This window comes from Microcoleus sp. MOSTC5, assembly GCF_036701825.1.
Classification (GTDB): Bacteria; Cyanobacteriota; Cyanobacteriia; order Cyanobacteriales; family Microcoleaceae; genus Microcoleus; species Microcoleus asticus.
In genome coordinates this window covers 1-14,903 of record NZ_JAUBRK010000012.1, presented here as the reverse complement: position 1 = coordinate 14,903, position 14,903 = coordinate 1, and the positions used below count along the sequence as shown (strand labels likewise).

Annotated in this window: 7 protein-coding genes and 1 tRNA gene; 6 read left to right on the top strand and 2 right to left on the bottom strand. The window is 46.8% G+C overall.

The annotated features are described in order from the left end of the window. The first annotated feature begins 84 nt into the window (after window positions 1-84). Window positions 85-3,192 (top strand): efflux RND transporter permease subunit, encoded by a 3,108-nt coding sequence (locus tag QUA54_RS08580; protein WP_333414168.1) that lies wholly within the window; start codon window positions 85-87, stop codon window positions 3,190-3,192. Between the two features lie 84 nt (window positions 3,193-3,276). Here QUA54_RS08580 and QUA54_RS08575 read toward each other — a convergent pair whose 3' ends face one another. After that, window positions 3,277-6,003, bottom strand: a complete 2,727-nt coding sequence (locus tag QUA54_RS08575) for an O-linked N-acetylglucosamine transferase family protein (protein WP_333414167.1) — start codon at window positions 6,001-6,003, stop codon at window positions 3,277-3,279. Window positions 6,004-6,328: 325 nt separating this feature from the next. On the opposite strand from QUA54_RS08575, the gene QUA54_RS08570 reads away from it, so the two are divergent. From QUA54_RS08570 to dpdE, 5 genes are all read left to right on the top strand, one after another. After that, entirely contained in the window at window positions 6,329-8,854 is a 2,526-nt protein-coding gene (locus QUA54_RS08570) for a calcium-binding protein (protein ID WP_333414166.1), read from the top strand. A gap of 280 nt (window positions 8,855-9,134) precedes the next feature. Continuing rightward, a tRNA-Gly gene (locus tag QUA54_RS08565) sits at window positions 9,135-9,206 on the top strand. Window positions 9,207-9,260: 54 nt separating this feature from the next. Continuing rightward, the gene (trhO, locus tag QUA54_RS08560; RefSeq protein WP_333414165.1) at window positions 9,261-10,208 is read left to right on the top strand and encodes an oxygen-dependent tRNA uridine(34) hydroxylase TrhO; all 948 of its coding nucleotides are present in this window, start codon (window positions 9,261-9,263) and stop codon (window positions 10,206-10,208) included. A gap of 173 nt (window positions 10,209-10,381) precedes the next feature. Next, on the top strand, window positions 10,382-11,038 hold the full coding sequence (locus QUA54_RS08555) for a glutathione S-transferase (RefSeq protein ID WP_333414164.1): 657 nt from the start codon (window positions 10,382-10,384) through the stop codon (window positions 11,036-11,038). A 197-nt stretch (window positions 11,039-11,235) separates the two neighbouring features. Beyond that, window positions 11,236-14,571, top strand: coding sequence for a protein DpdE (gene dpdE, locus QUA54_RS08550; RefSeq protein WP_333414163.1), 3,336 nt, complete (start codon window positions 11,236-11,238; stop codon window positions 14,569-14,571). Here dpdE and QUA54_RS08545 read toward each other — a convergent pair. Next, the gene (locus QUA54_RS08545; protein ID WP_333414162.1) at window positions 14,522-14,740 is read right to left on the bottom strand and encodes a hypothetical protein; all 219 of its coding nucleotides are present in this window, start codon (window positions 14,738-14,740) and stop codon (window positions 14,522-14,524) included. The genes dpdE and QUA54_RS08545 overlap by 50 nt on opposite strands. Between the last annotated feature and the right edge of the window lie 163 nt (window positions 14,741-14,903).

Sequence of the window (14,903 nt, the reverse complement as noted above, 5' to 3'; positions counted from 1 at the left end):
TGAAAGCAGATAAACGCCGACGAACGCAGATAACCAATTCCTCATACTTCGACTAAGCTCAGTACGAGTTCCCAATTCTAAATTATGTCTTTCAACATTTCGGCTTGGTCGATAAAACAGCCAGTACCCACGATTGTTTTATTCTTAGTTCTGACAATCGGGGGTTTACTATCATTTCCGCTTTTAGGCATTGATGATTCACCGAATATTGATGTGCCTTCAGTTTCGATATCCGTCAGCCAACCGGGGGCAGATCCAGCAGAACTTGAATCTCAAGTTACGAAAAAAGTAGAAGATGCTGTGGCTGGTTTGGGCAATATCGACCACATTATCTCTACAGTTAATGATGGTTCTTCTAATACAACAGTTAACTTTTTATTGGGAACAAATAGCGATCGCGCTACTAACGATGTCCGCAACGCGATCGCCCAAATCCGCCAAAGCTTGCCCCAAGACATTAACGACCCGGTTGTCAAGCGAGTCGAATTTGCCGGCAGTTCAATTATGTCTTACGCGGTTGTTTCCGATCGCCAAACCGTAGAACAGTTAAGCGAATTAATCGACCAAAACATCAGCCGCGTCCTCCTCTCCGTCAAAGGTGTCGCTCAAGTGCAGCGAATCGGAGGCAGAGACAGGGATATTCGAGTCGATTTAAACCCCGAACAACTGCAAAGTCTCGGCATTACAGCTACTCAAGTTAACGACCAAATTCGCAATTTTAACATCAATTTACCGGGCGGCAGAACTGAAATTGGCAATTCCGAGCAAACAGTCCGCACCCTCGGCAGTGCCAAAACAATCGAACAGTTGAAAACTTATCAAATTACCTTGCCTAAAGGCGGTTTTGTGCCGCTTTCGACTTTGGGAGAAGTTGGTGAAGGCTATGCAGAAGCGCGTCAGGCGGCACGGCTCAACAACAAACCTGTAGTGGCTTTTTCCATCCTCCGCAGTACCGGCAGCACTCTGGTAACAGTAGAAGAAGCGGTGCGGGAAACTGTTAAAAAACTGGAAAAAACTTTGCCGCCTGATGTCAAGCTGGAACTTATTTATACTTTAGCCGACCACATTCGAGATTCTTATGAAGCTTCTGTAGATGCTTTAATTTTGGGAGCGGCTTTAGCGGTAATAACTATTTTAATCTTTTTGCGGGATTGGCGCGCAACTTTAATTGCTTCTGTTGCCTTACCGCTGTCGGCAATTCCTACTTTTGCTGTGCTCCGGCTTTTGGGCTACACCCTCAACAGTATGACTTTGTTGGCGCTGTCGCTGGTGGTGGGAATATTAGTAGATGATGCGATCGTCGAAATTGAGAATATCGAACGTCACGTCGGGATGGGGAAAACTCCCTATCAAGCTTCTTTGGATGCTTCGGCTGAAATTGGTTTGGCTGTTGTTGCTACTACGATGACGATTGTTGCAGTATTTGCGCCTGTGGCTTTTATGCCGGGAATTCCCGGTCAGTTTTTTCGGCCTTTTGGGGTGACGGTTTCGGCGTCGGTGTTATTTTCGCTGTTAGTAGCCCGAACCGTTACTCCGATGATGGCGGCTTATTTGTTTAAGGAGAAAGGACACCATCAGGAACTCAAAAAAGACCAACTTTCTTATCAGTACCGCAGGCTTTTGACTTGGGCGCTGAAGCATCGGGCGATCGTCTTAATTTTAAGTGTAGCTTTGTTTTTCGGCAGCGTTCAATTAATACCTTACATTCCGACTGGGTTTATCGATCGCGATGATACCGGACTTTCGACTGTCTCTATTGAATTGCCTCCGGGCTCGACTTTACAGCAGACAGATTCAGCAGTGCAGCAAGCAACTCAATTATTGCTCGCTCATCCAGCCGTAGATAGCGTTTTGGAGACTGAAGGTGCTCCGACAGTTTCCGGGGGTGCGGGAGGCGGCAGCGGCGGCGCTAGCGGGGTGAATACAGCCAGTCTTTACGTGAAATTGAAACCCGCCGACAAGCGGATCGGACAACAGCGATTTGAAGAGGAAATGCGGCCGAAACTTCGCGATGTTCCCGGTGTGCGGTTGAGTTTTGCTCAAGGGCGTGTCGGCGGTAGGAAGCAAATGTCGATCGTTCTAAAAAGCGAAAATGCCGAAGCTTTAACTAAAACTGCTGAAGCTCTCACGCTACAAATGAGGCAAGTTCCGGGACTGATTGAGGTACAGTCTAGCGCGAGTTTGGTAAAGCCAGAAATTTTGGTTAAACCTGACCCGAATCGGGCGGCGGATCAGGGTGTATCGGTGCAGCAAATTGCTCGAACTGCATCTCTGGCAACGATTGGAGATATTGACTCGAATCTTGCTAAATTTGATTTGCCGGACAGACAAATTCCGATTCATGTAATGTTGGCTCCGCAGTTTCGCAGCGATATCGAAACAATTAAGAATCTGCAAGTACCGGCGAAAAATAATACTTTGGTGCCGTTGAGGGCGGTGGCGGATATTGGTTTGGGCAGCGGGCCTTCTCAGATCGATCGCTACGACAGAGCCCGTCAAGTATCTGTAGAGGGGAATTTGTTGCAGGGTACGACTTTGGGAGAAGCTTCAGTGGCGGTGAAGAAACTGCCTGCAATGAATCCTTTGCCCCCCGGCGTGGAACAGGAATCTTCGGGTGATGCGAAGGTGATGCAGGATGTGTTTAGCGGTTTTGCGGGGGCTCTGGGAACGGCGGTACTGTTTATTTATGCTGTGTTGGTGCTGCTGTTTGCCAATTTCCTGCATCCGGTGACAATTATGGCCGCCTTGCCTTTGTCTCTGGGTGGGGCGCTGCTGGGACTGCTGGTGGGACAAAAGTCTTTGGGGCTGTACGCTTTGATTGGCGTGGTTTTGCTGATGGGAATTGTGACGAAAAATTCGATTTTGCTGGTGGATTACGCGATTATGAATCAGCAGGAAGGCAAACCGATGTACGAGGCGACGCTGGATTCGGGGGTGGCGCGGTTGCGGCCGATTTTGATGACGACGATCGCGATGATCGCTGGGATGGTGCCAATTGCTCTGGGAATTGGCGCTGGTTCGCAAACTCGCAGCCCGATGGCAATGGCGGTAATTGGCGGTTTGATGACTTCTACGCTGCTGACTCTGGTGGTGATTCCGGTGGTTTTTACTTATATGGACGGTTTGCAAATCTGGATTTTTAATCTGATGCGGGGGAAGAAAAGAGGGGAAGGGCGATCGATTCGGTTGTAGATAATTGGGCGATCGAAATCAATTGTAGTAAGTATAGTAGGGGGAATCCCCCTGCGGTTGACCCGGTTTCAACCGCAGAAGGATCTAAAGCCCATTGACTATTAGCATTTTTTCAAATACCTCTCCCAAAGCTACCGAATAAGCGCGACTATCCATAAACCTCGGTTTTTGCTGCATTTTTTGCTCAATTTTTTCGCGCTTTTGCTTTCGCAATTGGGCATTAGTTCCGAGTGCGATACTCAAGTTAATATAAGCCTCTTCGCTGTCAGCAATTAAATCAAACAATTGGATGTCTCGCAGAATTGCCGCCCCTTGTCTGGAACGCAAATTATTGCCCTCTATCACCACCGTTGGCAACCCCACCTCTAACGGATCGACTGTCGAATTTGCACCTGCGTAGGGATAAGAGTCGAGATAGACATCAGCCAGTTTTAACACTGCTTTCACATCTTCGCGGTTCGCCAGGGTATTTAATAAAATTAAACGAGTGCGATCGATACTGTATTTATCAAAAATAGCAGACATTTTATTGATAAACGGCTGTTTGACGTAATCACCAGACCAGGTATTGCCGAAGGGATATAAAACCAGGACTGAAGTAGGCAGGGTTGCGATAATCTTTGCCCAAGTTTCCCTGAGTTCGGGAATAATCTTGAATGTATTAGCGCCGGAGATAAATACAACTGCTTGATCGGAAATCCCCAAGCTTTTTCTATCAAACTTAATACTTGCTTCTGCTTTTTGGATGCTATAATTGAAGCAAAATCCTGTCCCATCTAACATTACTAACCGTTCGCGATATTGTGCTTGCGCTTCTTGCAAAGGTTCCGTCAAAGTGCCGGAAATGTAGTAATCGATGTTGCGGATGCCTGTAGTGACGGGAGAGGCAAAATACGTGGTCTGCAACCGCGCTAGGCGGTGCAAAGCTAGTAAAATGATGTTTTGAGCGGCATTGGTGACGATCGACCCTACAAACAAAATATCCAGGTCATCGGCGCGAATTATCTCGACTTGACTGTGCAATTCCTGCGGCAACTTCACCAGTTTGTCTGCCCGACTTTGACAGTATACATCCAAAGGGCGATCGCTCGCGTTGAGAACATATAAAATAATCTCAAATTTCTCTCTGTCTAAATGCTCAAAAGCCGGGATAGTCGTAAAAGTTTCTGAAATGGGCGCGAAACTTGCTTTGAGAATGCCGAGGCGAATTTTGCCTCTGTTAGCGGGGCGCTTGTCAAAGCTGAAATCAATTTCATGTCCCCTGGATTTCAGGATAAATTCGAGAATATCCGAGCGCTTGGTATAGACATCTTTTAAGTTATTTGTGCTAAAATAGAGGGGGACAAAGTTAACGGTGTCTGCAAAGATCAGCGCCAGATTTTGCCAAATCTCGGAGTTGGGATTGCCGAAAACCCGACTGTGAACTAAATCTACTAATTGCTGCATATAGCTGCAATAGTTCTCGACTTCTCCAACTTCTTGAAAATAACTGGGGAAGTAAAGCATAAACTCCAGCAAATCATTAAAAAACCACTGGGGAACAGCAGTTCTGCCATACTGCAACGGCAACCGATCGGCGCGCCGATACAGCATCGCTGCTAGCAAATATTGGATGGCTTCTGGGGCTTCAAATCCTTTAGCCACGTATTGAGATAACTTGTCTACTTCCCGCTGTTCGGAATCAGTCAGGGGCTCGTCTCTCATGCCGCTTGCTAATAGCATTTTATGCGCTTTTCCCGCAATGCCAGAGTAGCTATTTTGGAGTTTATCAGGTGGTGCAGACAGCCAAAATTCTGCTAGTTTCTGCCGGGCTTGACGCAAATCTGTTAAGACAGATTCATGGGATGTGCTATGATAGCGATCGATACAACCGGACAGCCAAGTGAGAAATTGAGGCGACTCTGGGTTAAGCTGAACTTTGATAGTTTCCTGATGCAGTCGGAGGGATAAACGCTCTAGAGTTCCGCCATTTCGCGGCAAGGATAATCTGGAAAAAGGACTCGGCAAGTCTGCTGCTAAATCTAGCTGATGTAGCATTTGAAAACATCCGCCCGATGTCAGATTGAGCACTTGAATTAGGGGATGGTTGAGCTGCAAGCTGCTCAGCAGTTGAGGGTTATAAACTGACATCAAAGTATTTTTGATATCTGATTCTTGGTTATCTGGAAATTTCAGAGGCAGATTGAGCTTGGATTTTAATAATTCTAACACTTTGCCGGGAGATGTTAGCAAGGTATTCAAATTTACGAGTAGGCATTGATTGTCATGCCGTTTATAGAATTGTAAAATGTGGCTATTATAAAATTTCCATATCTTTAAGCAAGATTCTGGGTTTTGTGAGAAAAATGGGATGTTCAACCGCAAGATTGAATCAGTGACATCCCAAGGATAGCGGTAGACAAATAGATAGCGAGCATTCGGGATGATTTGATTCCAGAAATCTAACATTAAACTGGTGCGCGGATCTTTCCAACCCCAAAGTTCTGAGTGGTTGGATCGAGATTTGACTAATTGCTTCGCAGGCTCTATATTGGTGTTAAGTTTTTGCAGGTCTAGCCGTTCGCTTTCTGTCCAACCCCAATCGGGAAAACCTGTTTCGTCAGACGGAGAGCAAGTTTGCAAAACTGTTCGTTGAAATTCTACAAAATCAATGTCTTCAAAGTAACCTTTGGGATTCCAATAGTTGCCTTTCAGGAGATTATTTCCCAAGTCAAGACCTATTTTCTGTAGGAATGCCGCAGTGAGAGAAGTTCCCGATCGGTGCATTCCAGTAAGAATTAGCACGGGAGAATTTGTGCCGCTATTTAGCATTTGTTGCCTCATTTAGGATTAAATAGGACTTACGGATGGGAACTCAGAAACCGGGTTTTTTTGCTGAGAAGACGCGTTACAGCCCACAGAAACGGGGAAAAAACCCGGTTTCTTTGGTTTTGAGGGGTAGTAGGATCGGTTTTAAATGCCAGATGTTTTGAGATGGTAATCATAGCATTTTTGGTTGCCAATAAAACAAAATTTTCCTAATTTTTTTTTTTAGGGAAATTTGCATAATTTTGCGAAAAAAGACCTGATAGTTAATTAAGGCTTGGTGCTGATGTAAAAATCGCCCTTGCCTGTTGATAGCAAGCAGGAAAAAAACGTGGCAATATTTCTCGGTACATCCTTAGATGACACTCTCAAGGGCGGATTAGGCAACGACAGCCTTTTTGGGGCAGACGGCAATGACTCTCTTAGTGGTTCTGGCTCCAGTAACACCTTAGATGGCGGTGCGGGCAATGATACTCTCGCACCAGGCGTTAGCGGCAACGATAGCCTCTTTGGTGGCGATGGGAATGACTTACTTTATGGCGGTTTTTATGGCTCCCCAAATAGCACTTTAGATGGGGGTGCTGGCGATGATACGATCAATGCCCAGTATGCGAATGCTGGCAACGTGCTGCGAGGGGGAACGGGCAATGATCGCTATTCTGCCCCTGCGGGGAAAGCAAGTCAGATTCAGGATACCGGTGGCACAGATCAGCTCTTTGTTGCGAATTTCCAGCTCGCGGGCACAGACGTTTCTCTATCTTTGTCGCCTGGAAAGGTGGGATTTGCCCGACAAGGTACGAGCCTGCTGATTGACATTAACGGAGACGGGGTAGCAAAGCCAGCCGATGACGTTGTAGTTTTAGACTTTTTCGGTGCATCGCCGACTGTCGGAGGTGCTGGCTTAATCGAAACCGTCAACAACCTCTCCGGTACAGCAATCCTCGCTGCTAATCTCACTGAGGCTACCGTAGCAGGCGGACTCACTGCACTCATCGGCACAGCAGGCAACGATAACCTTACAGGCACTCCTGGCAGTGACAACATCTCAGGCCTTGATGGCAATGACACCATCAGTGGGTTAGATGGCAATGATACTTTGCTTGGTGGAACAGGAAACAACAGTGTCAGTGGGGGTGTAGGAAATGACTCCCTCCTTGGCGGCGACGGCAATGACACGCTCGATGGCGGTGCAGGCAATGACGTTTTGGGGGATAACCTTTTCGGTGTCAGTGGCAGCGATAGTCTGGCTGGTGGCGATGGAGATGACACCCTCAGAGGCGGCGGCGACTCTACAACTTTGAATGGCGGTGCGGGAAATGACAGGCTCTCGCTTAGCACCCTCAACGGTCTTCTCATCGGGGGAGATGGCAATGACTACATCAGGGGAGACGGCAATAATCAAACCTTAGAAGGCGGTACGGGTGAGGATACTCTTACTACCCAGTATGGAAATTCCGGCAACGTGCTGCGAGGCGGTACAGCTAACGATAACTACGGAATCTTCTCACCACTCAAAGCTATTCAGATTCAGGATACCGAGGGTATCGATGACCTGAGCATAAATGTAGGCGGCGGCAGCACAAACCTGTCCCTGTCCTTGGCCGCGGACACTGTGGGGCTGGGGCGGCAAGGTACCAGTCTGGTAGTTGACATCAACAAAGACGGAATCGCCAACCCTGCTGATGACTTGGTGATTTTAGACTTCTTCGGTGCATCGCCCACTGTCGGAGGTGCTGGCTTAATCGAAACCATCAACAACCTCTCCGGTACCGCGATCCTCGCAGCCAATTTACCAGAGGCACCAACGCCTGCGGTAACAACACCAACGCCTGCGGTAACAACACCAACGCCTGTTGTCACAACACCAACGCCTGCGGTAACAACACCAACGCCTGTTGTCACAACACCAACACCTGTGACAGCACCTGTGGCAACACCTGTCACAGCACCAGTTACGACACCAACACCAGCTACGACACCAACACCAGCTACGACACCAACACCCGTTTTCACTCCCGCGCCGGCTCAAACGATCGCACTTCCGATCGCACTGACACTCACAAACGCACCCGCACCGACAGGCTCAGCGTCAGGGAATATCGGCAGCAACAGCAATGACGTGATTATTGCTATCGACGCTAACAGTCCCGTCTACGGCAACAAAGGCAACGACACATTAATCGGCAACAGCGAAAACAACACATTCTTCGGAGGCAAAGGTGACGATCTGCTATTTGGCGACGACGGCAACGATCTGCTATTTGGCAACGACGGCAATGACACCGTGATTGGAGGCGACGGTAACGATACCGAGTTAGGAGGAAAAGGTGACGACGCTTTGTATGGCGGCGACGGTAACGATGCCATCAGCGGCGATCTAGGCAACAATACTTTAGTCGGCGACGCTGGTAACGACAACCTCTACGGCGGTAAAGATAATGATGCTTTGCTCGGCGGTACTGGCAACGATTTCCTCTATGCCAAAGAAGGCAACGACATTCTGAGTGGCGTTGACGGCACTGCTGCTAACCCAGGGCTAGGCGAAATCGATACGCTGATTGGCGCTGAAGGCAATGATACTTTCTTGCTGGGAGATGCCACCAAGTTGTATTACAACGATGGTGTCGATACCGGCACTGGCGCAGGCGACTACGCTTTGATTGTCGGTTTCAACCCGAGTGAAGATATCCTCCAACTTCAAGGTGCTCCTAGCACTTACCAGTTAGGTGCTTCTCCGACAGGGTTGCCTGCTGGTACCGCTATTTTCAAGAAGACTGGGAGCTCGGAGGAATTGATTGCGATCGTCCAATCAGTTTCTTTCCTGGCTATTGACAGCACCTCTTTGCGCTTCGTCTAACGGCAAAGTCTCGACGATCGCCCTCGATCGGCGGTTGAAACCGCTTAAGACTCAAACAAAGTCCCTCTCTAAGAGACTAAGAAATTTAAGTTAGATTAAGTCCTGCCTTTGGTGCAGGGCTTTTTTTGTTAGGTGGAGGGGCGATCGGCTGCCGCCCAATATTGACCGTCAAAATGTTATACTCAAAATCAGAAAATAGTTGTACAATGTTTTTCTAGTCGTTTTTTACCGATCCGCCTCAAAAATCAAACAAGGTGAAAGCAGGTAAAAAACACTAAGCGCGGGCGTAATTCAGTGGTAGAATGTCAGCTTCCCATGCTGAACGTCGTGGGTTCGAGTCCCACCGTCCGCTTTGACTGAATTTTCATATAATTATGAAAATTAATTAGTGCTATCAATTCAATCTATGGCTTATTTCTTAACCGCTGCTTTATATAAGTTCGTTGAACTACCTGATTTTGCTGAGCTGAAAGCACCGCTACTCGATTGTTGCAACAACAACAACGTCAAAGGCACTATCTTGCTGGCCCAAGAAGGCATCAATGGCACTATTGCCGGTTCGTCCGAGGGCGTACACGCAGTGCTGGCATTCTTGCGTAGTGACCCGCGTTTTGCCGATCTAGTGCACAAGGAATCTTTCTCGGAAAAAGCACCTTTTTATCGCTTGAAAATACGCTTGAAGCGCGAAATCGTCACCATGGGAGTACCGGACATTAATCCCCGCCTCATGGCTGGCAAATATGTTAAGCCTGATGAGTGGAATAAGCTGCTTGACGATCCCGATGTTGTCGTGGTTGATGTTCGTAACGACTTCGAGGTATCTATGGGTACTTTTGAAGGCGCTATTAATCCCAAAACAAAAAGCTTTTCCGAATTACCTGAATGGGTGCTGCGGGAAACTGCTTTACGCAATAAACCCAAGGTGGCAATGTTTTGCACGGGTGGTATTCGCTGCGAAAAATCTACTGCTTTTTTGCGCAGTCAAGGTTTTGATGAAGTCTATCATCTCCAAGGCGGAATTTTAAAATATTTGGAAACGGTGCCGGAAGCAGAAAGTCGTTGGGAAGGTGAATGTTTTGTCTTTGATGAACGGGTTTCAGTTGGTCAGGGGTTAAAGTCGGGTAATTATGAACTTTGTCGCGGTTGTCGTCACCCGATTAGTCAGGAAGATAAGGCTTCTGAATTATTTGTACTTGGTGTGAGTTGTCCTCATTGTCATGACTCAAAAACTGAAACCAAAAAACAAGCCTTATCTGAACGTCAACGTCAGATTGAGCTTGCTAAGCGTCGCAACCAAGTACATATAGGCGCGCGCTACGATGCGAAGGAAAAAGTAGATGGTGCGATCGACTAATATGATTATTCACTAAGCTCAAAGAAACCGGGTTTCTGCGAAAAATCTTGTTTGGCGACGAGAAATATACCAAGAAACCGGGTTTCTGCGAAAAATCTTGTTTGGCGACGAGAAATAGAGAAAGAAACCGGGTTTGAGACCCGAAAAACCCGATCGTGCGATCGACTAATTATATGCCAGCAACATATCCGATTTTGTATTCCTTTCGCCGCTGTCCCTATGCTATGCGCGCGCGCTTGGCCTTGATGGTTAGCAATCGGGTGTGTGAGTTGCGGGAAGTTGTTTTGCGAGACAAACCACCAGAGATGTTGGAAGTATCTGCCAAAGGTACGGTACCAATATTGATTGATGTTGACGGGCGCGTACTCGATCAAAGTATCGATATCATGTTGTGGGGATTGAGACAACACGATCCTGAAAAATGGTTGATGCCACAGCAAGGTTCTGTTGCAGAAATGCTGGAACTAATCGCTGTATTTGATGATAGGTTTAAATATCATCTTGACCGTTATAAGTACCCCGATCGTTATGCAGATGTTGATGCTCAAGTACATCGCTATGAAGGTTCTTTATTCCTGGACAAACTAAATGCAAAGTTAAGCGCCACTAAATATTTGTTTGGTAACAATGTAGCATTAGCCGATATGGCGATCGCACCTTTTGTTCGTCAATTCGCTCATACCGATCGAAATTGGTTCAACCAACAGCCTTGGCCGCAGTTACAAGCTTGGTTAGCAGGGTTTACAGAGTCGGAAATTTATAGCAGTGTTATGCAGAAATATCCGAAATGGGAATCCGGAAATGCAGGCGTTATTTTTCCTTCCTCGTAATTACTTATTCTTATTCGCTGCTAGCAGATTTATTAACTTCCCAAAATGTTATTTACCATGCTAAAATTATTGTTTTGAGAATACTAGATTTACTGTCATTTGACTAGAAAAGTGACGGATGCAAAAATCGCCTTTTGCTAATTTTTTAAACGTGAAAGGATTTGCTGTATTCTAGTAAATGTTATCAGGCTAAAACTATGATTGATGTTGGTTCGTTAGTTCGATCGCCCAGAAACGATTTGGGAGTCGGAAAAGTTGTCGAGGTATCGCGTACCGATGCCGTAGTTGAATATTTTTGCTCAGTTAAAAACCGCATCCGCAAAACTGTGCTCTTAAGTCTACTGCAAGAAGCTAGACTTCAGCGCCAAACCCGCTGCTACCTCTGGAGTACAACTCAGGAAAGATGGATAATTGGGCGAGTTTATGACTGGGATGAAGATAAATTAGAGTACGAAATTGACCTGCCCGACAGCCAAAGTTTGCAAGCTGTCGAAACCGAACTTTACGTTCGCTGCAATATCCCGATCGCCGATCCGATCGACATTTTAGCAGTCAAAGGCCAAGAAACGCCGTATTTTCACGATCGCCGATTGGCATTTGTTCAATCTGCGATCGAACAGCGGGCCGTCAGCCGCGGCATGACCGGTTTAATTTCTGCTAACATAGACCTCTATCCGCACCAAGTTGAAGTCGTCCGGCGCGTCCTAGAAGACCCAATCGTGCGCTATTTATTGGCCGACGAACCAGGACTGGGAAAAACAGTAGAAGCCGGGACAATTCTCCGCCAATTTCTGCTAGATGAACCCAACGGACGCGCTGTGGTACTGGTTCCGAAATATTTGCTCGAACAGTGGCGGCAGGAGTTGGAAAATAAATTCTATTTGTCTCATTTTGCTGACCGAGTGCAGCTTGTTGCTGTTAGCGAAATCAATCAAATTAGCCGCAATGCTAACCTGGATTTTCTGATTGTTGATGAAGCGCATGATGTGGCGGCAATGGCAAATTCGAGCGATCGCGCTCAGCAGCAGTCCTTTGAACTTTGTCAGAAACTCGCTCACAAAAGCAAAAATTTATTGTTATTATCTGCAACGCCAGTTCTCGGCAGCGAGCAAGATTTTCTAACGATGCTGCACTTGCTCGATCCCACAACTTACCGTCAAGACGATCTGGAAAGCTTCAAAGAACAGGTGCAAAACCGTCAAGAAATCGGCCGCGCTTTGCTGGATTTCCGAGAAAATGCCAAGCCTGCTGTTTTGCAAACAAAACTCGCTCAACTCCGCACTCTTTTTGCAAAAGATGATTATTTAATCGGATTAGCAACAGAGTTAGAAAGTTGTTTGAAAACAGAAAAAAACGCAGAACAAGCCCGCCTTGTCCGAACTATTCGCACTCACGTTAGCGATACCTACCGCCTGCATCGTCGCATCCTTCGCAACCGCCGGGATGCGGTTGAGGATGTGATTTTCGACCGAGATGCTGTCCCCAAAGCCGAGTACGATCTTAATGATGAACAGTGGTCGGAAATTCAAACCGTACTCGATAAATGGCGCACAGTCGCTCCCAAGTCGAGCGAATATCAGAGAATTTTTCTGCTGTTTTTCCGCGCTTCTGGTACTTGGCTGAATGTTTTAGAACGGGTTGTCAAAGCTCGCTTGCAGAAAAAATCGACTCCAGAACTCGATCGCGAATTTGGACAAAACGACACGGCGATTTTGAGCAAAACTGCGCTGTTTCTCGAAGAAAGGGAAATGCTGGAAACCTTGCTCAACACGCTGGAAAAGCCCCAGGAAGGTGCCGACAGACTGAGTTTGTTAAGAATCGCTATTCTCAGATTTTTGGCAGTTGCTTTGAAGGTGCCGCGCGAGTATCACAGCAATCCTCGCGATTTGCTGTCGAGAATTCAACAGCAAATTAAACGACCGATTCCAGGCGAGCGTTTCCCGAAAATTGTGATTTTTACCAGTTTTACGGCAACTTGTAAAGAGATTGCGGAAAATTTAGCGAAAATCTTTGGTAAAAATGCGATCGCCAGCCATGACACGAGCAAATCGGCTGATGATGTTGAGGCTAGTCTCAAGCGGTTTAAGACTGAGCCGCATTGTTTTATCTTAGTGTGCGATCGATCGGCGGAAGTAGGGGTAAACCTGCAATTGACAGATTGGTTAATTCACTTCGATTTGCCGTGGTTTCCCAACCAGTTAGAACAAAGACTGGGCAGAGTCGATCGCATTGGCAGCAAAATGGGAGTGCAATTTTGTTTGTTTGCAGGCCCGGATTTGCCGGAGAGTCCCCACGAAGCTTGGTTTCAAGTTTTAAAAGATGGGTTTGATATCTTCAACAAATCTATTGCCAGCCTTCAGTTTTATGCTGAGCAAAAACTTTTCAAACTTGAAGAAAAGTTGTTTGCTGAGGGAGGCAAGGGCTTATCCAGCGAAATTGAAGCGATTAAAACTGAAATCGAACAAGAGAAAATCAAAATTGACGAACAGTACGTTCTCGATGAAATTGATACTCTTGATGACAGTGCATCTCAGTATTTTGAATCTCTCGACAACTGCGATGCTAAGCATAAAGAAATGCAGCGGGCTACTGAAGGTTGGTTGTGTCAAGCTCTTCACTTCAAACAAATCGAACATCCGAGTGTATCGGGGTTGCTGCGCTATCAACCTACTCAAAAAACGTTGATTCCGTCGAACGATTTGAGAACCAGATTGATTCCTTATTGCCAGCAATATGGCAGTTACAATCGCCGTATTGCTTATCAGAATGCGGATGTCGCTCTTTACCGCATTGGTGAGGGATTGATCGATGCACTTGGCTCTTATATTCGCTGGGACGATCGGGGTCAAGCTTTTGCCATGTGGCGGCATGATGAAAGTTGGGATGCTGCGCCTGGGAAGGAGTGGTTCGGCTTTCAGTTTAATTATTCAATCCAGACTGATGTGCAGCCGGCAGAGCAAGTTTTGCAAGCACAAAACATCGAAAATTACAACTTGAAAGCTTTGCAGCGCCGCGCTGATGCTCTGTTTATCCCAACTTTTGAAACTGTGTTTGTAGATGCTCGCAGCGAGCAGATTTCTCTGGTGGAAGATGGGGAAATTCTAGCGATTTTGCAGCGGGGTTATAAGGGGAAAGGCGGGCCGAATCGGGATTACAATTTGTCAAAAAATCGCACGTCGCTGATTGACAGTTTTGTCGATCCGCTAGATTGGGATGATTTTTGTCAAAAGGGACGGGTGGTATCGGAGGAATTGCTGCGCGGGCGATCGGCTTTTGTGGAAATGTGCAATAGTTCCGCTGTCAGTGCTGCAATCCAACTCGAAAACCGGGTAAATCAATTGCAATTGCGCTTGAATCGACTTTCTAAATCCGAACAAGCTTTAGAATCGGTTTTGGCTGATGAAATCAGTACGGAAAGTTTGTTGAGTCAAGCGGTTTTAGCTGGAATTCGCCACCCGCACATGACTCTTGAGTCTGTGGGATTTATTGTAATTTCTGGGCGTGCTCCTGTAAAGTCGGAGGATGAAGGATAATTTGTTTGGAAGTTCGATCGCTCTTTTTGACCCGATTCGGAAGCACAGGCGAGACGCCCGTGCCACGATGGACGGATATGGATAAAAGGGCGATCGCGCTGTAGACGGCGTTGCTGAATAACGGTATCATTTCCGGCAGATCCGCCACTTTTGAATCAAATTCAGTCACTGAAAATCCGAGTGGCAAGAAAGAAGTCGGGGATCGGGTTTGTGTTTTCATACTTCGGATCAGCAACGCCGAAAAAGTTATGTTGCGGATCTGGGGGGGTGACAAAGAGGTCTACGAGATAGACTGTATAAGAGTTGCTGCCCGCATACCTTGTTGATAAAAG